General features: G+C 49.3%; 27 protein-coding genes. All 27 read right to left on the bottom strand.

Annotation, left to right across the window (positions count from 1 at the left end; translation table 11 throughout):
* Positions 1 to 400: 400 nt before the first annotated feature.
* Complete coding sequence (locus tag M4D81_RS32425; protein WP_260069390.1) at positions 401 to 2,119, bottom strand: LysM peptidoglycan-binding domain-containing protein; 1,719 nt, start codon at positions 2,117 to 2,119, stop codon at positions 401 to 403.
* Between the two features lie 163 nt (positions 2,120 to 2,282).
* Complete coding sequence (gene ilvE / locus M4D81_RS32420; RefSeq protein ID WP_260069389.1) at positions 2,283 to 3,167, bottom strand: branched-chain-amino-acid transaminase; 885 nt, start codon at positions 3,165 to 3,167, stop codon at positions 2,283 to 2,285.
* The gene (pheA, locus tag M4D81_RS32415) at positions 3,168 to 4,055 is read right to left on the bottom strand and encodes a prephenate dehydratase (protein WP_260069388.1); all 888 of its coding nucleotides are present in this window, start codon (positions 4,053 to 4,055) and stop codon (positions 3,168 to 3,170) included.
* Positions 4,052 to 5,020, bottom strand: coding sequence for a homoserine kinase (thrB, locus tag M4D81_RS32410; RefSeq protein WP_260069387.1), 969 nt, complete (start codon positions 5,018 to 5,020; stop codon positions 4,052 to 4,054). Before thrB ends, pheA begins: the two co-directional genes overlap by 4 nt.
* Positions 5,017 to 6,090, bottom strand: coding sequence for a threonine synthase (gene thrC, locus M4D81_RS32405; protein WP_220686147.1), 1,074 nt, complete (start codon positions 6,088 to 6,090; stop codon positions 5,017 to 5,019). Before thrC ends, thrB begins: the two co-directional genes overlap by 4 nt.
* A 62-nt stretch (positions 6,091 to 6,152) precedes the next feature.
* The gene (locus tag M4D81_RS32400; RefSeq protein WP_071223398.1) at positions 6,153 to 7,439 is read right to left on the bottom strand and encodes a homoserine dehydrogenase; all 1,287 of its coding nucleotides are present in this window, start codon (positions 7,437 to 7,439) and stop codon (positions 6,153 to 6,155) included.
* Between the two features lie 55 nt (positions 7,440 to 7,494).
* Entirely contained in the window at positions 7,495 to 7,932 is a 438-nt protein-coding gene (locus M4D81_RS32395) for an ACT domain-containing protein (RefSeq protein WP_009594028.1), read from the bottom strand.
* Positions 7,933 to 8,207: 275 nt separating this feature from the next.
* Complete coding sequence (locus M4D81_RS32390; RefSeq protein WP_260069386.1) at positions 8,208 to 8,861, bottom strand: hypothetical protein; 654 nt, start codon at positions 8,859 to 8,861, stop codon at positions 8,208 to 8,210.
* A gap of 43 nt (positions 8,862 to 8,904) precedes the next feature.
* The gene (locus tag M4D81_RS32385) at positions 8,905 to 9,657 is read right to left on the bottom strand and encodes a hypothetical protein (RefSeq protein ID WP_260069385.1); all 753 of its coding nucleotides are present in this window, start codon (positions 9,655 to 9,657) and stop codon (positions 8,905 to 8,907) included.
* Positions 9,658 to 9,681: 24 nt separating this feature from the next.
* Positions 9,682 to 10,440, bottom strand: coding sequence for a hypothetical protein (locus tag M4D81_RS32380; protein WP_260069384.1), 759 nt, complete (start codon positions 10,438 to 10,440; stop codon positions 9,682 to 9,684).
* A 20-nt stretch (positions 10,441 to 10,460) separates the two neighbouring features.
* Positions 10,461 to 11,768, bottom strand: coding sequence for an SPFH domain-containing protein (locus M4D81_RS32375; protein ID WP_260069383.1), 1,308 nt, complete (start codon positions 11,766 to 11,768; stop codon positions 10,461 to 10,463).
* Between the two features lie 278 nt (positions 11,769 to 12,046).
* A complete protein-coding gene (gene obgE / locus M4D81_RS32370; protein WP_071223403.1) occupies positions 12,047 to 13,357 on the bottom strand; it encodes a GTPase ObgE in 1,311 nt (436 codons plus the stop codon).
* Positions 13,358 to 13,370: 13 nt separating this feature from the next.
* Positions 13,371 to 14,111 (bottom strand): Spo0B domain-containing protein, encoded by a 741-nt coding sequence (locus tag M4D81_RS32365; RefSeq protein ID WP_260069382.1) that lies wholly within the window; start codon positions 14,109 to 14,111, stop codon positions 13,371 to 13,373.
* A gap of 169 nt (positions 14,112 to 14,280) precedes the next feature.
* Entirely contained in the window at positions 14,281 to 14,592 is a 312-nt protein-coding gene (gene rpmA / locus M4D81_RS32360) for a 50S ribosomal protein L27 (RefSeq protein WP_071223405.1), read from the bottom strand.
* A gap of 17 nt (positions 14,593 to 14,609) precedes the next feature.
* Positions 14,610 to 14,942: a ribosomal-processing cysteine protease Prp gene (locus tag M4D81_RS32355; RefSeq protein WP_071223406.1), complete on the bottom strand. Its 333-nt coding sequence runs from the start codon at positions 14,940 to 14,942 to the stop codon at positions 14,610 to 14,612.
* Between the two features lie 13 nt (positions 14,943 to 14,955).
* Positions 14,956 to 15,267, bottom strand: coding sequence for a 50S ribosomal protein L21 (gene rplU / locus M4D81_RS32350; protein ID WP_006208810.1), 312 nt, complete (start codon positions 15,265 to 15,267; stop codon positions 14,956 to 14,958).
* Positions 15,268 to 15,427: 160 nt separating this feature from the next.
* The gene (locus M4D81_RS32345; RefSeq protein ID WP_260069381.1) at positions 15,428 to 16,663 is read right to left on the bottom strand and encodes an Rne/Rng family ribonuclease; all 1,236 of its coding nucleotides are present in this window, start codon (positions 16,661 to 16,663) and stop codon (positions 15,428 to 15,430) included.
* Positions 16,664 to 16,781: 118 nt separating this feature from the next.
* Entirely contained in the window at positions 16,782 to 17,645 is an 864-nt protein-coding gene (locus M4D81_RS32340) for a M50 family metallopeptidase (protein WP_216535365.1), read from the bottom strand.
* Positions 17,638 to 18,546, bottom strand: a complete 909-nt coding sequence (locus M4D81_RS32335; RefSeq protein ID WP_260069380.1) for a M23 family metallopeptidase — start codon at positions 18,544 to 18,546, stop codon at positions 17,638 to 17,640. Before M4D81_RS32335 ends, M4D81_RS32340 begins: the two co-directional genes overlap by 8 nt.
* A gap of 135 nt (positions 18,547 to 18,681) precedes the next feature.
* The gene (minD, locus tag M4D81_RS32330) at positions 18,682 to 19,476 is read right to left on the bottom strand and encodes a septum site-determining protein MinD (protein ID WP_009594006.1); all 795 of its coding nucleotides are present in this window, start codon (positions 19,474 to 19,476) and stop codon (positions 18,682 to 18,684) included.
* Between the two features lie 3 nt (positions 19,477 to 19,479).
* Positions 19,480 to 20,142: a septum site-determining protein MinC gene (locus M4D81_RS32325; protein ID WP_260069379.1), complete on the bottom strand. Its 663-nt coding sequence runs from the start codon at positions 20,140 to 20,142 to the stop codon at positions 19,480 to 19,482.
* An 83-nt stretch (positions 20,143 to 20,225) separates the two neighbouring features.
* Positions 20,226 to 20,750 carry a rod shape-determining protein MreD gene (gene mreD / locus M4D81_RS32320; protein WP_127589515.1) on the bottom strand — a complete coding sequence of 175 codons (525 nt, stop codon included), beginning with the start codon at positions 20,748 to 20,750 and terminating at the stop codon, positions 20,226 to 20,228.
* Between the two features lies 1 nt (position 20,751).
* Positions 20,752 to 21,627: a rod shape-determining protein MreC gene (mreC, locus tag M4D81_RS32315; protein ID WP_119849473.1), complete on the bottom strand. Its 876-nt coding sequence runs from the start codon at positions 21,625 to 21,627 to the stop codon at positions 20,752 to 20,754.
* A gap of 57 nt (positions 21,628 to 21,684) precedes the next feature.
* Entirely contained in the window at positions 21,685 to 22,719 is a 1,035-nt protein-coding gene (locus tag M4D81_RS32310; protein WP_071223413.1) for a rod shape-determining protein, read from the bottom strand.
* A gap of 38 nt (positions 22,720 to 22,757) precedes the next feature.
* The gene (radC, locus tag M4D81_RS32305) at positions 22,758 to 23,447 is read right to left on the bottom strand and encodes a RadC family protein (protein ID WP_009593994.1); all 690 of its coding nucleotides are present in this window, start codon (positions 23,445 to 23,447) and stop codon (positions 22,758 to 22,760) included.
* Positions 23,448 to 23,532: 85 nt separating this feature from the next.
* On the bottom strand, positions 23,533 to 24,144 hold the full coding sequence (locus M4D81_RS32300) for a Maf family protein (RefSeq protein WP_071223414.1): 612 nt from the start codon (positions 24,142 to 24,144) through the stop codon (positions 23,533 to 23,535).
* A gap of 25 nt (positions 24,145 to 24,169) precedes the next feature.
* Complete coding sequence (locus M4D81_RS32295; protein ID WP_071223415.1) at positions 24,170 to 24,412, bottom strand: DUF4321 domain-containing protein; 243 nt, start codon at positions 24,410 to 24,412, stop codon at positions 24,170 to 24,172.
* Between the last annotated feature and the right edge of the window lie 116 nt (positions 24,413 to 24,528).

The raw sequence follows: 24,528 nt of genomic DNA, 5'->3' as shown, positions 1-24,528 counted from the left end.
GTTCCACCAAAGTGGTTCGTTTTACTCACTCGTTGTTCAGTTTTCAAAGATCAACTTCTTCGTTACCGGCGAATCTCGTTCGCACCAGCAACTCTTATAATATATCATGTTTGTTTCGATAATGCAAGAGGTTTTTTTAGAAAGTTTTTTAAGTTCTTCTTTACTTTCGTTGACCTCTATCCCATCGCAATCTTGCTGTTCGCGACTGGATTTATAATGTATCATATTTTTCGATTCGATAGCAATACATAATTTCTTCCAAATACATTTCATTTATAAATGGCGGTCAGTAGTATCACATTACAATAGATTCATAGACAGTATGTCGGGTGAGCATACAAAAGGGACCAAGATGTGGTCCCTTTTGTTTAGCTGTAACCTGGCCTTCATTGATAATGTCTTAACCCTTGATCCATGGATTGTGGCGCTTGCCTTTTGATGAACCTTGAGGCTTTCGAGTTTTCTTGGTTGCTGTTCTTGTTTTATTGGCTTGCTGACGATGGACTTTAGCTCTCTCCTTGGCATTCTCTTCAATGGAAGTATCTCTGGATACGGATGGTTCCGTTTCATTCCCAACTTCACTGCTGACCGATAAATTGGATTGCTCCGCTTCGTATGGAGCCGACGGATTGAATGCCGAATCGAACGGCTGGTCGTTTTGCCGATCATTCCAGTTTGGTTCATATGGATTTACAAATGGAGGATATGCTCCTTGAGTTCCCATGAGTGCGGACGGATGGCCGTATGCCCCAGCATTGTAGTCCATTCCACCCTGCCACGGTTGATACGGTACCGCCATGTCGGGTGCGTACTGGTGATGCCCGTGTTGTGGGTACCCGTGATGTGGCATATTGTGGTATGGATTAACTTCTCCCCCATGGCATCCGCAAGGAGACGGAACATAACCATATGTCGCCGCTGTATGATGATGCTCAGGATATGGATGATAATCGGAACCCACATTTCCTGTATATGATTCCGTGATCGAGAACTGGGAATATTCCAAGCTCATGGGCTGTTCAGAAACACCCGGATATCCTGAAGGTACATTTCCCCAGCCTTCATTATAAGAAACAGGCATCGCTTCCTGCGGTATATGATGATACGGATGGACAGCTGTGCCGTAATCGGCTCCATGCCAATGTTTAGTTTCATGGCAACCACATGGTCCTTCATGATAACCACCGTATGGAGGCATCATAAATGCAGGCGCTTCTTGAAAAGGAAATTCCGGACAAGGATGCGGCATCATATGAAGTGGCATCTCCGCAAACGGCGGACATGGTTCGGCCATAGGATGGATTGGGTAAGGTAACGGCATGGTTTTGACAGGATGCGTAAACTCCGGCTCTATTGGTTTATATGGCAGTTTGTAATCCGGTTTGTACTCTGGTTTGAATTCAGGTTTGAACTCCGGCTTGAATTCAGGCATGATCACAGGCTTTTTAAAATCCGGCAGGACATCCGGTTTCTTCACTTCTGGCAGGATCTCTGGTTTCTTGACCTCCGGCAGGATGACCGGCTTCTTGATTTCAGGTAAAATCTCCGGCTCCGGTTCGAATTTTTTAGGCTCCTCGGGGAATGGTGAAATCTCAGGCAGTTTTGGTAAAATCGGCGGCTCAGGCTCCTTAACTTCCGGTACAACCGGTGGCTGCTCGATCGGCGCTGTGATTTCTTCCTTCACTCCGGTGTAATCCTTACTGCCCGGCTTCTTCTTGCCCGGGTTCGAACCACTGCCACTGCTCATCGAAACCCCGTCATCTGTGCCCGACTCCGAATATACGCCTGATGAAGGGATGTTCACGACCTCTCCAACCAGCAGGGCATTCGGATTTTTAAGCTGCGGGTTGGCATCAATAATTTCCTTCAGGGTTACGCCCCATGCCTTCGACAGTTTCCAGAGGGAGTCCCCCTGCTTTACCGTATGCTTATGGATAATGGGTTGGCTGCCGCCTGGTACCGGAACAGGCTCTGTCGGTACTTTGATTTTGGCACCGACATCGAGCTTATTCGGATCCACCAGCTGTGGATTGGCATCGATGATTTTCGCTAATGGAACGTCGTATTTTTTGGACAGCTCATATAGGGTGTCGCCTTCCTTGACGATGTGTATCTTCACGCCGCTAAAACCTCCTACACTCTTCTAGGCGTCATGTTATTCGCCCGCTTTCGTTACTACATCCTATGCACGGAATAGGCGATTGACATCCCTCTGGGCAAAAAAAATCCTTTCATCGACATGAAAGGATGGTTTAAGTCGTTTATTTAGCTGTCCTACAACATTAGGATTCCCATACTTTATAACCGTCTTGATCCACAATTTTGCGGAATTCCTCGAGCAGTTGAAGCGTAATTGGACCAGCCTGCCCTTTTCCGATCATCCGTCCGTCAATTTCACGAGCGGCGATGACCTCAGCTGCGGTTCCAGTAAAAAACACTTCGTCTGCTATATAAACGTCATGCATGCTGAAAGGCTCTTCTTTCAATTTGATGCCGAGTTTATCGCATAAATCGATAATCGCCTGGCGCGTAATGCCTTCAAGCGCACCAAGGTAGCACGGAGGCGTGGTGACCACGCCGTTTTTCACGATGAAAATATTGTCCCCTGAGCCTTCCGTCACATATCCTTGTGCGTTCATCATGATCGCTTCATCCGCTCCCGCAAAGTTGGATTGGATCTTCACAAGAATGTTGTTCAAATAGTTCAGAGACTTGATTTTCGGATTGAGCGCATCCGGAATGTTGCGCCGCTGGGCTACGGATACGGCCTTCAAACCGTTAAGATAAGCTTCTTCAGAGTAGATCGCCAGCTGTTCCACAATGATCAACACCGTTGGTTTAGGGCAGCGACGCGGGTCCAGACCCAGATTGCCTGCACCTCGGGATACTACGATACGGATGTACCCGTTCCGCATATCGTTGCGCCGGATCGTTTCGGCCATAGCCTCCAGCAGCTCATCGTATGCCAATGGGATGACTAAATCGATGGACTTGGCGGAATCGTACAGCCGATCCAAGTGTTCCTTGCACTTAAAGATGTTGCCGTTATATATCCGAATCCCTTCGAATATGCCGTCTCCGTACAAAAATCCATGATCAAAAACGGATACTTTTGCATTCTCTTTTGTGACGAATTCTCCATCCATATAGATCCATTGCTCTGACATTTACTTAACCTCCATTTTCTCACTCTCGTACGCATAGCCCGGATAAGTACCCAGCACACGAACCAAACATCCCAACGCTTCAATCTCTCCCATGGCGGCAAGCAACAGAACGGAATCCGCTGCGGCCATGACATCGATGTAAAAGTAGTAATTACCAAGCTTCTTCTTCGTCGGACGGGATTCAATCCGCGACAGATTCAGGCGCCGCCAAGCAAACGCCGAAAGCACCTGATGCAGTGCCCCCGGTACATCCTCTGGGAGGGTCACGAGAATGCTGGTCTTGATATGCTCCGGCGAACGGTTGACTAAAATCGGCTCGCGTCCGATTAATACAAACCGGGTGTAATTGTTATCATGGTCGGTAATACGCTCGGCAAGCACGTTTAATCCGTGAGTGGCAGCGCCTAGTGTAGTGCCGATCGCCGCCCATCCCTGGCCGGGATTTTCCTTTACGATCTTAACCCCTTCCGAGGTGCTGCCGACTTGCTCCAACTCAGCCTGTGGCGCAGCCTTCGCGAGGAACTGACGGCATTGGGCCGTTGCTACTTGGTGAGACCAAATTTTTGTGATTTTACTGTAATCCATCGTACCGTCATTTGACCGGAACTCGGCAGCATTTCCGATCAGGTTTTGAATGGAAGGATAGACCCACTCCACCTGCATCGGCAGATCCACCTCATTGACCAACCAATCCATATGAAGGCTCACGGAACCTTCGATGGTATTCTCAATCGGGATTACGCTGTAATCGCTTTTTCCTTCTACTGTAGACATAAATACATCAGAGATCAGTTTATGGTGGACAAACTCCACCGGCTCACCGTTAAGGAGATAAAGTATCGCTTCATGAGATACCGATCCTGAGGGCAACAAGGCTATTTTTTTCATGCGGTAACTTCCCCTCTAATCATATCCAAAAAGGATCTATTGTTTATATCATCCAAGAGCTGGGCGCCTTCCGCAACTGGATTCAATTGGTAGCATGAAGACAGGATTCCTTCCGCCTTCATCGTCTCCATTAAATACGCGCTCAATTCTTCTACCCGCGAATCGTTCCGATCCACCAACGCAATCATCGTCGGGCCCGCTCCGCTTAGCGCAATCCCCAGCGCTCCGTGGTTTGTCGCTTCAGCCAAAATTTTGCTCATCCCTGGCACAAGCGGTACCCGATAGGGCTGATGAATCCGGTCTTGCATTGCGGCAGATATCAAGTCCAGTCTGCCTGCAGAAAGAGCCGCGGTCATCAAGGAGGACCGACTAATATTATATACAGCATCCGCTAAACTGACCTGGGCGGGCAGCGCTTCCCTTGCTTTGGATGTTGCCAATTCGAAATCGGGAATAACAACGAGCGTGCCGAGGTCTGCTGGAGGTTCAATACGCATATAATCCGCATGAGCTCCGTCCCATACAGCCGTAATAATCCCTCCAAATAATGAAGCTCCTACATTATCCGGGTGCTTCTCAAGATTCGTCGCCATATCAAAAAGCTTGGAATCCGGCAGCGGTGAACCGATCAGCGCATTGGCAGCCGCCAGCGCCCCTACAATCGCCGAAGCACTGCTGCCGAGACCGCGGGTAAGCGGAATTTCGGAATACATGGAAATTTCGAGATCGGGAACAGCCTGTCCCGCTTCTTCAAAAACCATCTGAGCCACCTTGTAGATCAGGTTGCTCTTATCGGTCGGCAGACCGCCCATCTCATCACCATGAAGATGGAATACGGTCCGCTCCGACGCCTTCATCTCGATCCAGGAATACAGCGACAATGCCATGCCCAGTGTATCAAAACCGGGTCCCAAATTAGCCGTGCTGGCCGGTACCTTCACCCGGACACCTTGGGACAAACTCATACCCGTGCAGCTCCTTCAAGCTTAGCAATCGCATCCATTACGGCTGATTCCGTATCTGATACAACGAGCGGTTCGGCGTTCACGGTAGAAATAGCGATATTCGGGTCCTTGAGCCCATGCCCTGTCAGCACACAGACCACGGACTCTCCACCTTTAAAATATCCTTCGCGCTTCATTTTATAAACGCCTGCGATGGAGGCAGCCGATCCTGGCTCGGCAAAAATGCCCTCACGCGATGCGATTTTGCGGTATGCTTCCAAAATCTCTTCGTCCGTAACATAGTTAATCTGTCCGCCGGATTCCTCAGCGGCCGCAACCGCGGTTTTCCAGCTGGCCGGATTCCCGATACGGATCGCAGTCGCTACCGTTTCCGGATTCGCAATAGGCTCTCCCTTCACGATGGCCATTGCCCCTTCCGCTTCAAATCCAAGCATTCTCGGCAGAGAGGACGATTTGCCCGCAGCATGGTATTCTTTAAATCCTTTCCAGTAAGCGGAGATGTTCCCCGCATTGCCGACCGGAATGGCCAGCACGTCCGGAGCTTTCCCTAACTGGTCAACGACTTCGAATGCAGCCGTCTTCTGGCCTTCGATTCGATAAGGATTCACGGAGTTCACAAGCGCAATCGGATGCTTCGCCGTAATCTCGCGCACAATTTCCAGCGCGCGGTCAAAATTGCCTTCTATCGCAATGACCTTCGCTCCGTAAATCATCGCTTGGGCGAGCTTGCCCAGCGCAATATTGTTGTTCGGAATGATTACGATACAATTTAATCCGCCACGAGCGGCATAAGCAGCAGCTGCTGCAGACGTATTGCCCGTTGAAGCGCACATGATGGTGCGGCTTCCCTCTTCCATCGCTTTCGCTACAGCCATCACCATCCCGCGGTCTTTAAATGAACCCGTAGGATTTAGCCCTTCAAATTTGAAATGCAGATCAATTCCAAGCTCTTCGGATAGATTCACAGCTTTGATCAGGGGGGTGTTCCCTTCCTTAAGCGTTAGAAGCGGAGTACGCTCATTCACCGGCAAATATTCTCTGTAGGTTTGAAGCAATCCTTCATACGGCATCTCTCTTGTTCTCCTTTTCTTATGAAAAAATTATATAGGGTTATTTAATGAGTTCTAATCCCTTATCCTTCAACACGGTAAACACTTTTAATCCGGCGAATGACTTCCAGGCCTTCAAAATGATTCAACACTTCATCCATATTGGCTTTGCTCGCATTGTGCGTGACGATGATAATCTCTGCGTCCGGATTATGCTCGTTCGGCTGCTGGACAACGGATTCCAGGCTGACGTTATATTCAGCAAACACCTGCGTAATTTGGGCAAGTACACCTGCTTTATCGTCGACATGAAGCAAAATGAAGTTCTTATACATGATCTGCTCGTCGGTTTTCAGTTTCTTCGGTTTGTAAGGAACGATGGCTTTGAGACCGTTGACGCCGAGCTTCAGATTCTTGATAACGGCAACCAGGTCTGCCACAACGGATGTAGCGGTTGGCATCTCACCTGCGCCGGCTCCGTAAAACATCGTTTCGCCTACAGCTTCTCCATATACATAAACCGCGTTAAATACCCCATTCACGGCTGCGATAGGATGTCCTTTTCGAACCATCGTAGGCTGAACCGTGATGCTGAACTCATCGTCCTGACGCTCCGCTATACCCAGAAGCTTCATCTCATAGCCCAAACGCTTCGCATAGGCGATATCTTCTTTGGTCACTTGCGAGATTCCCTTAACGGTTACATCCTGGAGCTCGACGTTCGTGCGGAAGCCAAGTGTGCCGAGAATCGCCATTTTGCGTGCCGCGTCCAATCCTTCTACATCGGAGGTCGGATCAGCCTCTGCATAACCCAGTTCCTGAGCTTCGGCCAGGACATCCTCATACGATGCGCCTTCTTGACTCATCTTGGTCAGAATAAAGTTGGTTGTACCGTTCACGATCCCCATAATTTTCATGATACGATCCGAGGAGAAGCCTTCAATCAGCGTGCGGATAATGGGAATACCGCCAGCAACACTCGCCTCGTAGAACACGTCGCACTGCTTCTCTTGCGCCTTGGCTAATATTTCGGCACCGTGGAGAGCCATCAGATCCTTATTCGCGGTAACGATATGCTTGCCGCGCTCAAGCGCTTCGAGAATATAGGTTTTTGTCTGCTCGATCCCGCCCATCACTTCAACGATGACATCAATCTCGGGATCGCGGATGACCGCCCATGGATCTTCCGTCAGTTTATTCTGATCCACATTGACACTGCGGTACTTCTCCAAATGTTTGACAGCGATACGTTCTATCGTAATCGGCGAACCAACCTGGCTGCTCAAATCCTCCTGGTGTCCCTCTACGATGCGGACAACCCCTGTTCCTACGGTTCCTAATCCCAAAAGCCCTACCTTGACCGGTTTCATTAATACACAACCTCCTGTATCCCATCACATAGATATCTATTTAATTCGTCATAACTTAACCTTGGCCTATCATCTGCACTCTTCTTACTCCAGCTATTCGCCTCAATCCGTCAAGCAGGTCATCCAGCTCCTCATTCAGTCGGGAAACTTCGACGGAAATCACTACATTGGCGATTCCCTGCAGCGGAATACTCTGATGAATGGTTAACACATTCCCGCCTTCACCCGCTACCAGCCCCAGCACTTCGGATAGCATCCCAGAGCGATGTTCCATATCGATAGAAATCGTTACGATTTCATCACGTTCCAGTTGATTGATGGGATGGATTCCATCTTTGTACTTATAAAAAGCGCTTCGACTAAGCCCAACCTGTTCAACGGCTTCATGGACCGTTCTAACGTCTCCCGATGCCAGCAATTTTTTTACTTGCATCGTCTTAACCACAGCCTCGGGAAGGATGTCTTCCCGGACCAAATAGTAGCGTTCCTTCACAAACGTCCTCTCCTCAAAGACTACTGTATTCGTATAGTGGACATTATACTGGATATACCATGTAAGGGCAATACATAAGTGTCCAGTTTTTTTGGTTAACCCGATATTTATATGTCAACTCTATAGCCTATACTATATCGCAATTCAAACCGGAACACATCGATATTCACGTCAAAATTGTAAATGATGCGTAAGAAAAGGCAGTCTCCAGTATGTGGAGACTGCCGATATAACATTCATGCTTTCGATTTGAGTTCAAACGGTCCGCGTGAAATCTAAGCAACAATGATCGTTCCGCAGTACTCGCACTCTTTTTCCTCTTGGTGTGAAATCACGGTTCTTGCACCACAGCCTGAACATTCCACAGACTTCGATCCAATATCCTGCTGAATCTCGGCTGGCTTTACAGACTCTCTATGCAATGAAGTGATCATCAGCACACCATTCTCAATCTTCCCGTAAGGGAGCATCCGCTCCTTGATCATAAAGTTCAAATCACGGACCACATGGGATGGAGTTTGATTCGCTGCAATCGCAATATGATTGATGTAAATCAGACGCCGCTGCAAAACGGCCTCTGCATAAATTCTCAACAGCTTTCGGAATTTCTTGTCTGCCAGGTCAGCAGCAACAAGCAGCAGCATGGCAGGGACTAATAGGCATAATGCCATTGCTAAATTGTCGTTTAAGAACTCCTCACTCGTTTCGCTCGCCAGTAAAAAGATCACAGAAGTCATAATGTACGAACCGAACAATACCCATCCCATCAGCCTTGCATTTCTTCCCCTGTAACAGTGATGTTGTTGTGTAGGCAAAATACGAAATCCAGCAATGATTAAAGCTAATGGAAAAAACACATACGTCAAGCCAATAATAAAATAATCGAATTTTGAAAATTGCGATTTAAAGGGCTTTATTGGAATGCTCATACCACGATCTCCTCAATTTTGTTAATCGGACGCATAACTAATGTTAAGCCACAATCACCGAACCGCAATACTCACATTCTTTTTTCTCCAAATGCGTTACGACCGACCTTGCCCCGCAGCCCGGGCATTCCACAGACTTCGGCCCTGGATCGGGCTCCGCTTCGTTTCGGGTTATTGGCGCTGGTTCAACCGCAACTTGACCTAGTGAATACTGCACTCGCTGCCCGCTGCGCGAAACAAATTCTCCTTGGAATGAAGACTGGGATCTCCTCTGCAAGGAGGGGATGACGACAACTCCATTGTCCAGCTTTCCATTAGGCAACATATGCCGTTCAAACATGAACGTGATATCTCGGACGGCATGGGCCGGCTTTTGCCTTGCCTCTCGAGCGATATGTTCAATTTGGACGAGCCCTCTTTGCATAATGGCATTCGAATAAAATTGCAGCAAACGGTTGAATTTCTTATCTTCTTTCTTGCCAATCAACAGCATGATGATGGCTGGAACCAGTATAATAACGCCCCATACGATGGAAGCCGAATAGAGGCCGTCGACATCTTTATCATCAATCGTCGCGAGGATCATAAGCAATTCAATGATTCCATAGGTTATGACCAGAACCCACCCGAAGAGCCGGTTGTTTCTTCCCTTACAGTGATTATGGCGATGGGTGACAAGCACCCGAACAGCCGCCATCACAATGGCCAGCGGAAAAAACAGAACCGCCAGCGCGATAATGCAATAATCCATGGTCGTGAACTTCTGTTTAAAGCGCTTCAGATCAGACGCTCCCATATTCTATCCCCTCTATCATCTGCATTAGGTTGATCCCGCTTTTACCTTCAGAAGTTCGGTGTTGCGATCCTGTACCGTTCTAAGAATATCGCGGATGATGTGAACGGTTTGCTCTGCCAGCTCATCGCGTTGTTCTGCTTGCGTCTCTCCGATCAGCGCCACTTGGTCCTCCAACAATGCGATTTTTTGCTGGATCATATGCTCCACTTCATATAAAGAGGTGTGCGTGATAGGATCGCTATAACGAAGCGTTTCCTCCAGCTCGGCCATCTGCCGGTCTAACGAATGAATGTTCTCTCCTGGCATCTCACCTAGTTTTCTTCGGATTCCCCCGATCCAGGCCACCGTCTCTTTCTTAACCGCCAGATGATCACTTTCCTTTTGTTCATGAGCTCCTGCATATTTTCCCGCCAGACCTATCAGTCCCAAAACCACCGAGAACCCCAGGAAGGTTAAAAGATGAATCATAAAATAAGAAGATTCAGGCAGCTTAAATAAATACCCCAGCAGAATGACCTCCAGCAAAACGGAAATGGCATAGACTCCTATAATGACGCCTGAAGCAATATAAAAAGGAGCTCCTGGCGAGACCGCTTTGCGCCGGTGGACAACAAAACCGATAAAGACGAGAATGGCCGCCTCGGCGCATCCGAGAGCGATGCCCGATATCCAAGCATTCAGCTGAACGATCCCTCCGATCAATCCGAACAGAAGGATGGTTAAGACCGGAAGCACTGCCGCAGCCAGCCATAATCCGTTTCGACTTGTGGTTCTTGTACTCACTCTATTCCCTCACTTTCGCTTCACATCAATTTATGTCCGCACTCCATGCAAAACTTCTGGCCCGGTTTGATCTCATGATGACATCCAGGACATGTTAGCGCATGGGTTGACCCGCAGTGCGGGCAAAACTTGGCTTCCGCATCCACCAGTTCACCGCATGCCCTGCAAGGCATAGGAAGCGCTGCACCGCAATCCGGACATTCGACGGCACCGGCCGGGTGGTCATGGCCACATTTAGGGCATGCATGGTACGGGTCACCGCAGTGAAGGCAAAACTTGGCATTCGGAGGCAGTGGCTGCCCGCAATCGTTGCAATGAACGGTTCTCGCCAGTTCCTCCTCAGCCTGCACCTGAAGCGATTGTCCGCATCCCGAACAGAATCGTGCTTCTTCCGCACTCAGTGTTCCGCACTGGGTACATGCCTTCTGTTTGATATGGGGCTCATTCTTTCCTGGATCCTTCGAACCCTCAAACATTTTCCCCACGGTCTCGTACATCGGACCAACCATCCCAAGTCCCATACCCAGTCCGGTTCCCATGACCGCTGCCGGGCTGCCGGGATTCTTTGCCGCCCCCTCCAGCGTATTAAAGGTTCTTTCTTGATGATAGGTATATCCGATGATGTCCATCTCCGCTTTCTTTGCCAACGCTTCCTTGATTCGAACAGCTGCCGGGTCATTCTCCGGTATGTTGATGGAGTCCACATAGAAATTCAGCAGGGTGATCCCCATTTCTTCAAATGAAGGCGCAATCGCTTCCATGATGTGCTTCGATATTTCCGCTATGTAAGCATTGATCTCCACAACGCTGATTTTTTTGCGAACGATATAGGAGGATATGATTTCTGTAATATTGGACATCAGTACGCCGCGATAATATTTAATCAGTGTGCTTTGGTCAAAAGTCGGCAGTGTGCCAACCATGGTCCCCAGAAACTTTCGCGGATCGCTGATCCGTACGCCGAATTGGCCAAAAGCCCGGACCGATACGATAATATTGTATTTTGGATCTTGCAGCTGGATCGGCGAGCTGGTCCCCCATTTCACGTCCAGTGAACGAAGTTTGTTCACAAACCAGACTTCTGCCGTAAAGGGAGACTTCCCGCCGAATGGAAGATTGATTAGATTGGATAATATTGGTATATTCGCCGTACTCAGTGTATGCCGTCCAGCCGCGAAGGAATCCAGAGCTTGACCACCCTTATACAGGATTGCCTCCTGTGTCTCATGAACAATGAGTTGGGTCCAAGTGCCTAACTCCTGATTCGGATAACGCCAGGCAAACACATCCGGCGGTCCATCGTATTTTACAACTTCAATAATAGCCATAGTTCTATTCTCCTTTATACACCGTTCCTTCCATCCTGATAGTCTATGGATAAGGACTATTGTACTACCATTGTATACGATTTACCCGATATGTGGATGCAAAATTTGGAAACCTAAGTGGAAAATGATATCGCTGAACAACTTCCTAACCGTTGCCGTAAAACACAGAGCATGTTTACGTGATATCTGAGACACAACTTCCTCCATAAAAAAAATACCGCCAAGCCTGCTGTTAAACAGACCTTGCGGTATTTTCTCACAAACGTATTTTTTGCTAATTAATAGTAGCTGCTGCCTTCAACAAATTCAAATTCGAAATCACCAATTCGTACAATGGTGCCTTCTGTCGCGCCCCGTTTCCGAAGTTCTTCATCGACGCCCATATGACGCATCGTTCTTGCAAGCTTCAGAATGGCATCATGCGAATTCATCTGCATCCGTTTCAGCATCCGCTCAATTCGCTCGCTATGCACCACATACATCTCATTATCCCTAGTAACGGTGAAGGAGTTGTCGTTCTGCGCTTTGAATTTATAAACCTTGCGCTCGGAAACCTCGGATACTTCTTCAATGGCCGGCTCGTCCGGAATGCTCTCCAGCACATCGATCGTGCGGTAAAGGAGTTCCTGAATACCCTGACGGGTCAGCGAGGAGATGGGCATGACCTCGATGTCCGGACGAATCTCTTTCAGCTTCTCTTTGAAGGCCGCTAGATACTCTTCGGCCTCCGGCATGTCCATTTTATTAGCGGCTACGATTTGCGGCCGTTCGACCAGAACCGGGTTGTAGAGCCTGATTTCATCATTGATTTTTTCCCAGTCCTCAAACGGATCCCTTCCTTCCGTGCCTGCCATATCCACGACATGGACAATGACGCGTGTTCTTTCCACGTGCCGGAGGAATTCGTGACCAAGTCCCACGCCTTCATGAGCACCCTCAATCAGACCAGGCAGGTCAGCCATAACAAAATTGCGACCGTCTCCAACCTCAACAACTCCCAAATTCGGCGTTATGGTCGTAAAGTGGTATGCGCCGATCTTTGGCTGAGCCGCAGATACAACGGACAACAAGGTCGATTTGCCTACACTTGGGAACCCGACGAGACCTACATCAGCCATCACTTTAAGTTCCATGGTTACGTAACGCTCTTCGCCTTCCTCGCCGTTCTCGGCAAGCTCAGGCGCCGGATTGTTCGGGGTAGCAAAGCGGATATTGCCTCGCCCTCCACGGCCTCCTCTGGCAACAACAACCTGTTGACCGTGTCGGGTCAAATCGCCAATCACCTCACCGGTATCGTCATCCGTTAAGATGGTACCCGGCGGGATACGGACAATCATGCTATCCGCATTGGCGCCATGCTGACTTTTATTGCGGCCTTTTTCCCCGCGCTTAGCCTTAAAATGCTTCTGGTAACGGAAATCCATCAACGTGCGCAGTCCTTCGTCCACCCGGAAAATCACGTCGCCGCCCTTACCGCCGTCTCCGCCGGCAGGTCCGCCTTCAGGAACGTATTTCTCTCGACGGAACGCAATGAGACCATCGCCGCCGTCTCCGCCTTTTACATATACTTTTGCCTTATCTACAAACATGAAATCACCTTCCTCAAGTCACAAACGGCAAATACAAACGATACGAGGTCTCCCCCGGCTCCGTTTGTTCTACCCGAATGCCTTCGCCTTTTACGGTTTGTTCAATCTGAAGCTTCAAGCTGTCCGGGTCTCCAAAGGATCCTTCTCCTTGTGCCCATACCATCAGCTCTTGTTCTTGCTGCATAAATGTTAATGTTAATTGCCGGGTATCCCCCCAAGACGCTTTTCCGCTCAATTGAAAAGCTCTCACCGTTTGAATGATAGCTTCGGTAAAAGACTCCGCCGTTTGTGGCGATACTTTGTCTTCCAGTTGTACCTGGTCCACAACTTCAACGTCGAGCTGCAGATTGCTGCTGTACGTACGGTATGAATGTAAATAAAAAACCAGCGAAGGAATGCCCAGCTTAGAGATTCTGCTTTCCGTCGCCATCCTGTCCTTTATTCTTTCCACAGAACCCACTGTTTTATCAAGCTTTCCAAGTTGAATGTAGCCGTACAAAATTTGAAGCTCATTCATCCAATCATGACGATGGTGATTCAGCATCTGAATCGCCGTCTGCTCCACATTCCGAATGATGGCTTGCTGCCTGCGCTCCTCCGATTTCCGGACAAGCCAAGCTCCACAGGCAGACGCAGCGACAGCCCAAACCGTTAACACTGCTCCTGCAGCCAAAGTCGGTTTCCATACCATCCATGCTACGGGTATTACGGAGGTTAACCCCGCCCCAGCTGCTATCCATTTCCAGGATTTCATCGCTTCTCCTCGTCTTTCAACAGCAATTGGTTACATTCACCAAATCCCAGTATATCATAGACCTTCAGGACGGTTCATCCCCTGGATGATAATCTTTGCGTTATTCACAAAAAAAGAAGCCCCGGCAACGATGCCGAAAGGCTTCTTCTGTATGCAGCATAAGAAACGATTAAGCTTCTACTGCAGCCGCTACTGGAGCGACATCAACCGGGTAGACGCTCACTTTCTTGCGATCACGACCCCAACGTTCAAATTTCACAACGCCGTCAACTTTCGCAAACAAAGTATCGTCTTTACCGATACCCACGTTCGTGCCTGGATGAATTTTCGTTCCGCGTTGGCGAACCAAGATGCTGCCGCCAGTCACTGCTTGACCGTCTGCACGTTTCACACCAAGACGTTTCGATTGGCTATCGCGACCGTTCTTTGTGGAACCTACACCTTTTTTCGATGCGAATAACTGAAGATCCAATTTCAACATGTTGTCTACCTCCTTCTTCAAGTAGTCAATTCCTGTATTCTTATATACTTGCCGTATGAATCGGCAATTCCCTGTAACATAACAACCATGGATTCGAGAAGCAGTTGAACTTGTCCCGAGACGGAGTCGTTTGCCGTCGGCGGAAGATTCGCACTAAGAAAGCCGCCCTTCATCCGGGTCTCCATAACAGTTCCGGTTAACGCTTCAATGGAATTGACCGTTCCCACTGTAATGCTGGAAACTCCAGCACATACAATATCTTCTCCAGGATTGGCATATCCCGCGTGCCCCGTTACCTTAAAGCTATGGATCCGTCCATCTCCCCCGCGCAGCACTTGTACAGTAATCAATTACCGCACCTACTTACGCTTGGATTTTCTCGATGGTTACTTTAGTGTAAGGTTGACGATGACCTTGCTTCTTGTGGTAGTTCTTCTTCGGCTTGTATTTGTATACAACGACCTTACGGCCTTTACCGTGCTTCTCTACCTTTGCAGTTACAGTCGCACCGGAAACAACCGGCGTACCTGCTACCAACCCGTCCTCTTTGGATACGGCCAGTACACGGTCGAAAGTCACGCTCTCGCCGTCACCTGCAGTCAGCTTCTCGATGAACAATACGTCGCCCTCTTGAACTTTGTATTGTTTACCACCTGTTTCGATAATAGCGTACATTTGCTTGCACCTCCCTATGTCTCAGACTCGCCTAGTATAAGGTGTCCGTTCCAACCGGAACGTCCTTGCTAACCCAACCGGAGCGGTTACAGCATGTGCAGCAAACCATCACTAGACACATACCTAATGATAATATCATAATCCATGTTCACCGTCAACATCATTGTTCGATAACAACACCTCTGCCCCCGCAAGCGCCGCAAGGCTTGGCAAATGGGAGCGAAGAGCTTTCCCTGGCTTTTTTGCGGGTCATTTCCAGCAGTCCCAGCTTGGTCCAGCCCACCACAAAGCTTTTGGTGCGGTCCTTGCGCATTACAGCCTCCATGGCAGAAACAACCTGCTCCCGGTGCTCCTCACGATCCATATCGATGAAATCAACGATGATAATGCCTCCGATATCCCAGAGCCGCAAAATTCTTGCAATCTGCTGCGCCGCCAGAAGATTCGTCTTCAGCACCGTTTCCTCGAAATTATCGCCACCGATATATTTGGCTGTGTTGACATCCATGATGGTCATGGCTTCCGTCTGATCAACAACGATGGTCACACCTTCCGGAAGCGTGATTTTCCTTGCAAAGCCGGCTCTCATCTGCTCGTCCAACCCGTAAGCTTGAAAAATCGGACTTCCTTCCGAATAATATGTAACCTTAGGCTCCATACCAGGGACGGTTTCCTTCAGATAGCTTTTGGTCTCCTCGCCTTTAAGCTTGCTGTCGATCACAAGTTCATCATGAAGCGGGTCAAAGGCATCGCGGAGAAAACGCTGCAGCAGACCTAAATCGCGATGAAGCAGCGCCGGAGCAGAAGATAGCTCGGCCTTGTCGAGAATTCGCGCCCACTCTTTTCGCAGATACTCAAGATCTCCCTTAAGGAATTCCAGAGGCTCGTCCTCCGATACCGTTCGGATAATGATCCCCTCTTCATCCGTACGAAGCTGCTCGCCGATACTCTTCAGCCTTGCTCTCTCCGCATCACGTCCAATTTTCTTGGAGACGGCAACATAATCCGCAGTAGGCATGTACACCATGCATCTGCCAGGCAGCGAAAAATGGGTAGTGACCCGCGCCCCCTTGCCGCCTCTCGGTTCCTTCATCACCTGCACGATCAATTCCTGGCCTACCGTTAGCAGCTCCGAGATGGAAGGCTTCTGTTTGGGCTGCTTCTCTAAATGAGGATGGAGCACATCATCAATATATAAAAATGCATTCTTTTTCAGCCCGATATCTACAAAAGCCGCCTGCATCCCCGGCAGCACATTTACGACCCTGCCCTTATAAAAACTGCCGACTACACTTTGCTCACGACTCCGCTCAACGGCGAATTCTGCTAACCTCCCATCTTCGATGAGGGCCATCTGAATGGTCTCATGTTCACAATGAACTATCATTTGCCTCATGGCTTCACCCCTCAAATGGAAGACGATATTCTATTTTTTTATCCTAACACAATCTCAGATGATATGAATGGATAAAGAATCATGGCCCACCCTGCGTCTTCCTCTTGGTGTTTACGATTTACGCATACCAGGGCGGACCATTTGATGCAAAATAAGAAGAAATCACATGCTGCTCCGGAACAACGGCAAGCAGGCTGCCTCGTCCGCTCATGACATAAATCAGATGATACTTCTCTCGTTTAAATAGACGCATAATATCATCCAAAGGTTTCGAAGAATCTGCAACGATTGGTTGCGCAGGACCGAGTCCATCCAAATTTCGTTCATAAATCTCGCTCCGATTGACCAAAAATCTTAAAAACCGGTAATGCACATTCCGATAGTCTTCAAAATTGGAATACGCTAAAAAGAGGCCGATCATCAGCACATTTAAACGAATACCGCCGCCGGAAAATAACGGCTGCAAGCCATATCCGATCATGATCAGGCTGCACAATATGCCAGCGCGGGAAGCCCACAGCAAGGTCGCATGATATGGGGCGAGCAAGCTGATGACGGCTTGCAGCACTTTGCCCCCGTCCAGCGGAAGAATCGGGAGAAGGTTAAACAGCGCGATGATGAGATTCCCCTGAATGATATAAGACAACAGCTGCTCATCTCCCCACCCCGCCCATCTGCACATCAGAGTAATTCCAATCATGATGACATTTTGCAGCGGACCCGCAAGCGCAATGATGATTTCCTTCATTGCAGTCATCCTGCCGTCATCTTCAATGACAGCAACGCCGCCGAACGGCAGCATCTGAATGGCTCGTACCTTGAACCCCATCGCTGCCGCTGCGGCGGCGTGTCCCAATTCATGTATAAACACGATAATAAACAGGGTCAGCAATTCCAAAAAGCGACCGGTGAATACGGAGGCCAGCATGACAATAACAAAGAGAGGATGCAGCGACAATACCGTTCCCTTAAACTTAATCAAACGGAATCACTTCCGCCGGATCGATACCTCGATCCCCCTCTTTCAGTTCGAAATAAAGGGAGGGCGGGCTGCCTGCGCCTGAAGACGCCAATGTGCCGACAATATCTCCACCTTGGACCCAATCGTTTACCTTAAGTCCCGTTTCTGCCAGCCTGCTGTATATCGCCGTTCTCTCTCCTGTATGCTGTATGAGAATGGTGATCCCATTCTCAGGATGTTCTTTAACCTCAAGCACGCGTCCGGTCTCTATACTCTTAACCGCTCGGTCTGCTAAAGAACCCCCTCCGGCTTCCAAAACGATGCCTTTCAGATCCACGGCAAAGGATTGGACCACCTTTCCGGAAAGCGGAGGAACTAAAGAAGTCCCGGCATTCACCTTCGTCGAGTGCTCGTCGGTTTGTCCAAAAATCGGAATGAAGGAAGGCGCGCTTCCAAAATGCTCCTCGTACCATACCTGGGCTGCTTGGAAATCCATCTCATGGCTCAGCCCCTCAACGATAAAAGCTTGCGTGCGAAGAGCCCATGGGTGCTGAAACGAAAATACCCCCCATGCCAATCCAAACACCAGCGCACTGACGATGACACGGCGCACCAAGCCCGACAGAAACGAAGCTTTTCTTGGCGGTTCCCCTGGATCACCGGGATCCAGCGCACCATACCAACCGCGGTGCCCTTGCTTCCAAAGCCGCTCGGGATCCGGTTCACTCTCTGCAAGAAGCGGGGATGGGTTCGCCCTGTGCTCCTGTATAAAGCCTGTCTTGTGAAGATTGGGATGGGCAGGCTGTTTCTCGGGAACGGGCCCCCATGACGACTTATCATGCGGCGCCGGTGACGCTTCCCCTTCCAGCAGCTCGCGAATGCGGGCTTCTCTTCGGGTCTTAACTGAAGTTTTGATGTCCATTGTTCTCTCCCCCTTGGGGCTTGTTTTCTTACTCTATCCTATGAGGAGATGAAAGATATTTAGAACAAGCCCTATTAAAGAGGCGAACAGAACAAAAAAACCGATGCCTCCCGGCACCGGTTCGTGTTAAAGCCTTTAACCCATTCCAAAAAACTTTTTGAATTTGGTGAACATTCCTTTTTTCTGATGGATTTGCATCAAAGGAACGGTATCACCCAGAATACGCCGGGCGATGTTTCTATAGGCGATGGCTGCCTGAGAATCCGGATTCATCACCGTAGGCTCCCCGATATTGGCCGCTTTAATGACCATTTCATCATCGGGGACGATGCCGATCAGATCAATATTCAGCACCTGCAGCACATCTTCAATCTCCAGCATGTCGCCGGATTTCACCATGTTCGGGCGAATCCGGTTTACAACAAGCTTCGGAGACTCTACATGAGAGCTCTCCAGCAAGCCGATAATCCGATCCGCATCCCGCACGGCCGCATTCTCGGGCGTTGTAACCACAATCGCTTTATCTGCACCGGCAATGGCATTCTTAAATCCTTGCTCGATTCCAGCCGGACAATCGATAATGACGTATTCGAATTCCTTTTTCAATTCAAGTACGATATCTTTCACCTGCTCCGGAGAAACGGCATTCTTGTCTTTGGTCTGGGCTGCAGGAAGCATATACAGCTCATCGAAGCGCTTGTCCTTGATCAGCGCCTGGTTAAGTCGGCATCGCCCTTCTGCAACGTCGCACAAATCGTATATAATCCGGTTTTCCAGGCCCATCACGACATCCAAATTACGAAGACCGATGTCCGTATCAACCAGACACACTTTTTTTCCGAGCAGTGCCAAAGCTGTGCCGATGTTCGCCGATGTCGTCGTTTTACCGACTCCGCCTTTACCTGAAGTTACGACGATTGCCTCTCCCATGTTCTACACCCCTTTAAACACATTAAAATCCCGACCCAAACGTGAGATGTTGCTGATCTTATCGATCTCCATGCTACCGTCCTTCAAATACGCAAATTCCATGACCGTTTCCCGCGTCTCCCATTCATCCGGCGGTCTGCTGATCATCTGGGAGATACGGAGCTGGGTAGGGGCAAAATACGAAGCCGCTATAATCGCTTCCTCGTTGCCCTCTACACCGGCATGCGCGGTTCCGCGCAGAGCTCCCAATATGTAGATATCGCCAGTGCACGTTATGGTTCCGCCGGGATTCACATCGCCGAGGAACAAGAGATCGCCGTCATGATGCAGCACCTGTCCGGAACGCACCATCCCTGTCTTAAGCGTAAGCTTCTCCTCTGGTATGAGCTCCGACTCAATCGGTGGCGATTCCACATTACGTATCAACAGGTTGCCCTTTTGCTTCAATATGTCAAGAATCGTCTGCTTCTCTTCTTCGGAAATTTTCCGGGAACCCAGCTTCACATCCACATGAATGATAGGTCCGGTCAAAATATTCTGATGACTGTGCTCCAGCTTATAGCGCAGCTCGCCGAGCAGCTCCTCCAGCTCACATTGGTCATCAAGCAGGAATACCAGGCCATCTTTGATGCCCTTAATCGTCACATGATTGGATTTTACAGCCATAAGCCTGTCCCTCCCATCCCTATACATTTCGCGCTCAAACCTTCAAGTTCCTGCTAGTCTAGTAAAATGTCATAATGGAGGGTTCAGGATGCCTTCCTTCTCTGATTCTTCGTAACCAACTCAATCTGCTTGCGAAGAGGAACGTAAATCGCCAGAGCAAAGGCAAAATGAACAAGGAGATTGGGTAGCATATGATGAAGCAGTGACCAATTATAAGAAGTCGGATTGAGTCGAAACACCTTATATATGCCAAAAAGCGTACTGTCAAACAACAGGCTCCCCAAAATGACAATGGTCATCATCATGGGCAGCGGCGCCCGCGGGGACTTGAATACAAGTCCCACCAGATATGCGGATACGCCCATAGCAAACGAATAAGTGCCAATCATCTCGCCGTAATACACGATATCGTGAAGCATGCCGAATATGAGTCCGAGCACCAGCCCCGTGTGGCGATGATAATAAATCGATACAAAAAACAAGCAAACCAATACAAAATTAGGGTAAATCTGAAGCTGCAGCGAGCTTGGCGTTAACCAGAAAACCACCGTGCCCTGCAGAATAAACAGCACGAACAGCAGCAGGACCAGAATTTGTTTACGTGCCATCTTATTCTGGCTCCTCAGGCGTAAAGACGATGATCAGATACTTCCAATCATCAAACTTGGCCGCAGGTTCGATCGTAGCCGTTCTGCTCTGACCGTATTGGCTTACCTGAACACTTTTCACCTCACCAATGATCAAGCCCTGTGGTATAACGCCTCCGGCACCGGATGAAATGATCTTATCGCCTTTCTTGATCGGATCATCTTCCGTAATCCGCGTCATGAGCAGCGTGTTGGTCTTCTCATCGTAGCTCTCGACCACGCCAAACGTTTTATCCTCTTTGCCGATGGCCGTTACCGAAATTGGCTGCGGATTCGGATCCTGGGCGTCCATCGTGGTCAACAGCTTCACCGTGGAGGTGAAATTGCTGACGCTGCTAATGATGCCGACCATGCCGTCCACTGTCGTGACCGACATGTTGGGGCGAACCCCATCGCGCTCGCCCAGATCGACGACCAGTGTCCTGTTATTCGGATCCGAGTTGACGCTAAGCACCTGAGCAGTACGATACTCATATTTGTCACGATTTTTCTGGTTCTCTGTAAAATGAAGTTGTTCCGTCAGCGCTTCGAAATTAGCTTTCATGCTATTGTAATTAGCACTCTCTCGAGAATATTGGGCCACGGCTCTCCGCAGTTCCTCATTCTCTTCATAGATTTCCTTCATGTTCCGCACATCTTCAAAGAAACCCGCTATATAGGCAGCGGGCTTATAAAACACACTTTGCACAAAACCGACCGTATCTTTGACAAATTTTTCAGGCCAAGATAAAGAAGCTCTCGGACCGAGCGTAAACCCCATAATAGCGATAAACGCTACCAGCCCGATGAGCATAATAAACAAACGCTTATTGCCTAGCAGCTTAAACAGTTGCAACACCCTCTAACTTACTGTTTTCTCTCCCAACATTAGGGGTTTACACTTCTATTTTGATTTCTACCGTTTGGAACGGACGGCAGAGCTGCTCCGGGATTTAAACAAGTGAATGTTCTCGAGCGCTTTACCTGTGCCAATGGCCACGCAATCCAGCGGATTCTCTGCAACGATTACCGGCATGCCGGTCTCTTCGGCGAGCAGCTTGTCCAGGTTGCGAAGCAATGCGCCGCCTCCCGTAAGCACGATGCCCCGGTCCATAATATCCGCAGCAAGCTCCGGAGGACATTTCTCAAGCGTAACCTTTACCGCTTCAACAATCGCATTAATGGTATCTGCCAACGCTTCGCTAATCTCATCTGAAGTAATGGTGATCGTCTTCGGCAGCCCCGTCACCAAGTCACGGCCGCGAATTTCCATCGTTTCCACGGTCTCCAGCGGCATGGCGGAACCGACTTCCATCTTAAGCAGCTCGGATGTGCGCTCGCCGATCATCAAGTTATATTGACGTTTGATATAGGAGATAATAGACTCATCCATCTCATCGCCTGCAACGCGTACAGAGCGGCTCGTTACAATGCCGCCAAGCGAAATGACCGCAACCTCTGTCGTGCCTCCGCCGATGTCAACGACCATGCTGCCCGTAGGTTCCCACACAGGCAAATCGGCACCGATTGCAGCTGCAAATGGCTCTTCGATCGTGTAAGCTTCGCGTGCTCCCGCTTGCTTGGTAGCATCTTCAACCGCACGCTGCTCTACCGCCGTAATGCCGGAAGGCACGCATACCATCACGTTCGGATGACGGGGGAATATGGAACGCTGCTTCTGTGCCTGACGAATAAAGTATTTAATCATCGTAGCCGTTGTATCAAAATCAGCGATGACGCCGTCCTTCATCGGACGAATGGCACGAATGTTGCCTGGTGTGCGTCCAATCATTTTCTTAGCCGATTCTCCGACGGCTTCAATGCTCTTCGTATCTGTACGCAGAGCAACCACGGAAGGTTCTCTTACGACAATTCCTTTCCCACGAACATAAACCAGCGTATTTGCCGTCCCCAAATCGATTCCCAAATCTTTCGTAAAACCACCAAACATGATGTATCTCCCTTTCTTCGTCAATCTGAACTATTATATTACATCAAGCCCCGTTCCTTCAAACTTACAAACGATCCGTCCCCAATGATCAGATGATCCAGTACGTCGATCCCGACAATCTGTCCTGCCTCCACTAAGCGTGCAGTCAGCGATATGTCTTCCGGGCTGGGCGTCGGATCTCCGCTAGGATGGTTATGCGCGCACACCAGGGATGCACTGCTGCATTTGATGGCTGCTCTGAACACCTCGCGGGGATGAACGATGGAAGCATTAAGGCTTCCCATCGATAACGTTTCCTGGGCAATGACATGATTTTTCGTATTTAAAAATACACAGACAAAATGCTCTTTCTGTAAATAGCGCATCTGTTCACTGAGCAGTTCTGCCGCGTCATGCGGACTGCGAATAATAACCGGCTCTACATGTCTCGATGCGGCCAAGCGCCGTCCAAGCTCGATGCCAGCCTTCAGCTGAACAGCCTTAGCGGTTCCAATTCCTTTGATTTGCGTAATTTCCTCAATGCTAAGATCAACGAGCTGCCGGATGCCTCCTGCTTCCCCCAGCAGCCGCTGGGCTATATGTACGGCAGATTCCTGGCGGGTTCCGGTCCGAAGCAATATCGCCAGCAATTCTGCATGGCTTAAAGCGCTCGCCCCATATTGCATCATGCGCTCTCTTGGTCGTTCATCATGGGGGATGTCGCGCAGCAATAGCGTAGGCGACTCCATATATTCCCCTCTTTTCTAAGATTTAAATCAGCAGGTCACCGAAACTTCAGGATACCCCTACATTTCGTATGCCGTTGTTCTATATCTATGAATCGGTGAGTACATCCATCCCCATTTCAGACAGCATGTCCGACAGCAGAGAAAGCGGCAGGCCGACAACGTTAAAATAGTCGCCTTCGATTCCTTCCACGATGGTTGCACCCAAGCCTTGAATCGCATACGAGCCCGCTTTGTCAGCAGGTTCCCCGCTCTTTACATAAGCCGCGATCGCGTCATCACTTAACGATTTCATCTTTACGGTTGTCACACGATGAGCGACCTTGGTACGACCAGATTCCCGGTCGACACAAGCCACGCCCGTGTACACGAGGTGAGCCCGTCCTTGAAGCATGGACAACATCCTTGCCGCGTCAGCATGATCCTCCGGTTTCCCGAGGACAAGATCATCGACAACTACAATCGTGTCGCTTCCCACAATGATACCATCTCCCGGATCATCCGTCAGCTTTCGGAGAACGGCTTCCGCTTTACGTAGTGCCAGTGACTCCACAATTCGCTCTGGCGACCACCCATGCGGGGTGTCCTCGTCAGCTTCACTAGGCATAATCTCAAATGGGATACGAAGGGAGGCAATCAATTCCTGACGCCGAGGAGAGGTGGAGGCCAATATGATACGGCGGTTTCTCTTCTCATTCAAGGGGGATAATCTCCTTTGTCATGTCTTAGAGCCTGCGGTATAACCAAAGCGCTGCTATAATGCCAAGCAGACTGAGCAGGCAAAAGTTAAGTTCAAGGTTAATGTCATAACGAATAATGTCAAAATCAGCGCTAGGCGACCACTTAATCGGTGTAGTCGACGTTAAAAACGACAAAGCCTTAACAGGTTGAAGCGCCTTGGCCAGCCATGTTCCCGTCAGCCACCCCAGCAGCAAAAACAAGATTAGCATTCCTTTGTTTTTCTTCATGCATCCTCTTCCCTCGCCATATTTTGACACCCTAATTATTATACGGTGAATCGATAAGCAATACAAACAGAAATCCGGCAGGGGGAACTATTTCCAGTTCCGAGCCGGATTTGACG

Source organism: Paenibacillus sp. p3-SID867 (genome assembly GCF_025142895.1).
Classification (GTDB): Bacteria; Bacillota; Bacilli; order Paenibacillales; family Paenibacillaceae; genus Paenibacillus_AQ.
The sequence above is the reverse complement of the archived record's forward strand: the minus strand, read 5'-3'. Positions and strand labels throughout refer to the sequence as shown.

What these genes read in the sequence shown, in the direction of transcription:
- ilvE (WP_260069389.1), bottom strand. Translation starts at nt 3,167, where the DNA reads ATGTCAGAGCAATGGATCTATATGGATGGAGAATTCGTCACAAAAGAG.
- pheA (WP_260069388.1), bottom strand. Translation starts at nt 4,055, where the DNA reads ATGAAAAAAATAGCCTTGTTGCCCTCAGGATCGGTATCTCATGAAGCG.
- thrB (WP_260069387.1), bottom strand. Translation starts at nt 5,020, where the DNA reads ATGAGTTTGTCCCAAGGTGTCCGGGTGAAGGTACCGGCCAGCACGGCT.
- thrC (WP_220686147.1), bottom strand. Translation starts at nt 6,090, where the DNA reads ATGCCGTATGAAGGATTGCTTCAAACCTACAGAGAATATTTGCCGGTG.
- M4D81_RS32400 (WP_071223398.1), bottom strand. Translation starts at nt 7,439, where the DNA reads ATGAAACCGGTCAAGGTAGGGCTTTTGGGATTAGGAACCGTAGGAACA.
- M4D81_RS32390 (WP_260069386.1), bottom strand. Translation starts at nt 8,861, where the DNA reads ATGAGCATTCCAATAAAGCCCTTTAAATCGCAATTTTCAAAATTCGAT.
- M4D81_RS32385 (WP_260069385.1), bottom strand. Translation starts at nt 9,657, where the DNA reads ATGGGAGCGTCTGATCTGAAGCGCTTTAAACAGAAGTTCACGACCATG.
- M4D81_RS32375 (WP_260069383.1), bottom strand. Translation starts at nt 11,768, where the DNA reads ATGGCTATTATTGAAGTTGTAAAATACGATGGACCGCCGGATGTGTTT.
- obgE (WP_071223403.1), bottom strand. Translation starts at nt 13,357, where the DNA reads ATGTTTGTAGATAAGGCAAAAGTATATGTAAAAGGCGGAGACGGCGGC.
- M4D81_RS32365 (WP_260069382.1), bottom strand. Translation starts at nt 14,111, where the DNA reads ATGAAATCCTGGAAATGGATAGCAGCTGGGGCGGGGTTAACCTCCGTA.
- rpmA (WP_071223405.1), bottom strand. Translation starts at nt 14,592, where the DNA reads ATGTTGAAATTGGATCTTCAGTTATTCGCATCGAAAAAAGGTGTAGGT.
- rplU (WP_006208810.1), bottom strand. Translation starts at nt 15,267, where the DNA reads ATGTACGCTATTATCGAAACAGGTGGTAAACAATACAAAGTTCAAGAG.
- M4D81_RS32345 (WP_260069381.1), bottom strand. Translation starts at nt 16,663, where the DNA reads ATGAGGCAAATGATAGTTCATTGTGAACATGAGACCATTCAGATGGCC.
- M4D81_RS32335 (WP_260069380.1), bottom strand. Translation starts at nt 18,546, where the DNA reads ATGGACATCAAAACTTCAGTTAAGACCCGAAGAGAAGCCCGCATTCGC.
- minD (WP_009594006.1), bottom strand. Translation starts at nt 19,476, where the DNA reads ATGGGAGAGGCAATCGTCGTAACTTCAGGTAAAGGCGGAGTCGGTAAA.
- M4D81_RS32325 (WP_260069379.1), bottom strand. Translation starts at nt 20,142, where the DNA reads ATGGCTGTAAAATCCAATCATGTGACGATTAAGGGCATCAAAGATGGC.
- mreD (WP_127589515.1), bottom strand. Translation starts at nt 20,750, where the DNA reads ATGGCACGTAAACAAATTCTGGTCCTGCTGCTGTTCGTGCTGTTTATT.
- M4D81_RS32310 (WP_071223413.1), bottom strand. Translation starts at nt 22,719, where the DNA reads ATGTTTGGTGGTTTTACGAAAGATTTGGGAATCGATTTGGGGACGGCA.
- radC (WP_009593994.1), bottom strand. Translation starts at nt 23,447, where the DNA reads ATGGAGTCGCCTACGCTATTGCTGCGCGACATCCCCCATGATGAACGA.
- M4D81_RS32295 (WP_071223415.1), bottom strand. Translation starts at nt 24,412, where the DNA reads ATGAAGAAAAACAAAGGAATGCTAATCTTGTTTTTGCTGCTGGGGTGG.